The 800-nt window shown below is 44.0% G+C and carries 1 protein-coding gene; it reads left to right on the top strand.

Annotated features, from left to right (window positions below):
• Nucleotides 1-261: 261 nt before the first annotated feature.
• A partial coding sequence (locus NWP17_RS15995) for an AAA family ATPase (protein ID WP_280655868.1) occupies nucleotides 262-800 on the top strand: 539 nt, incomplete at its 3' end.

Raw genomic sequence — 800 nt, 5'->3', positions numbered from 1 at the left:
ATTAAACACAAGATGAACGTAGGTTGGGTTGAGGAACGAAACCCAACGCCCCCATGGGCATCCTACAAATAATTGTGCCTCCCTACTTACTGGTAAATGAAAAGCTCCTCACCTGGTGCGGGGCTTTTTTTATGGCGTATTGAGTAATGCCATGAGTTGAGGGTGTTGGGTGCTGGTTTCAATGAAGATCCCTTATGAGTTCACCTATAGAGATTCTAGAATAAAATCGCTAAGGTTATTTTTTAAAAACTCCTTCTCACCATGCCCAAACACTTTAACACTGCTGGACCATGTAAAGCTAACATCCACTATATGCTCTCCCCCACCGCTCGCCTACCGGATTTGAAAGCGCTAATTGATGGAGAAAATTACTTTATCATTCATGCACCGCGACAAGTAGGCAAAACCACGGCTATGATAGCTCTAGCTCAAGAATTGACTGATAGTAGGGAATATACCGCCATCATGCTCTCTGTGGAAGTAGGATCAGGGTTTTCCCATAATCCCCAGCAAGCGGAGCAGGTTATTTTGGAAGAATGGAAACAGGCGATCAAATTTTACTTACCCAAAGAACTGCAACCATCCTATTGGCCAGAGCGTGGAGCAGACTCAGGAATAGGCAAAACTTTAAGTGAGTGGTCTGGACAATCTCCAAGACCTCTTGTAATCTTTTTAGATGAAATAGATTCCCTAACAGATGAAGCTTTAATCTTTATTTTAAGACAATTACGTTCGGGTTTTCCCCGTCGTCCCCAGGGGTTTCCCCATTCGGTCGGATTAATTGGTATGCGGGATGTGCG

It is taken from the genome of Chrysosporum bergii ANA360D (genome assembly GCF_029891735.1).
In the GTDB taxonomy this organism is placed as follows: Bacteria; Cyanobacteriota; Cyanobacteriia; order Cyanobacteriales; family Nostocaceae; genus Umezakia; species Umezakia bergii.
The sequence above is the reverse complement of the archived record's forward strand: the minus strand, read 5'-3'. Positions and strand labels throughout refer to the sequence as shown.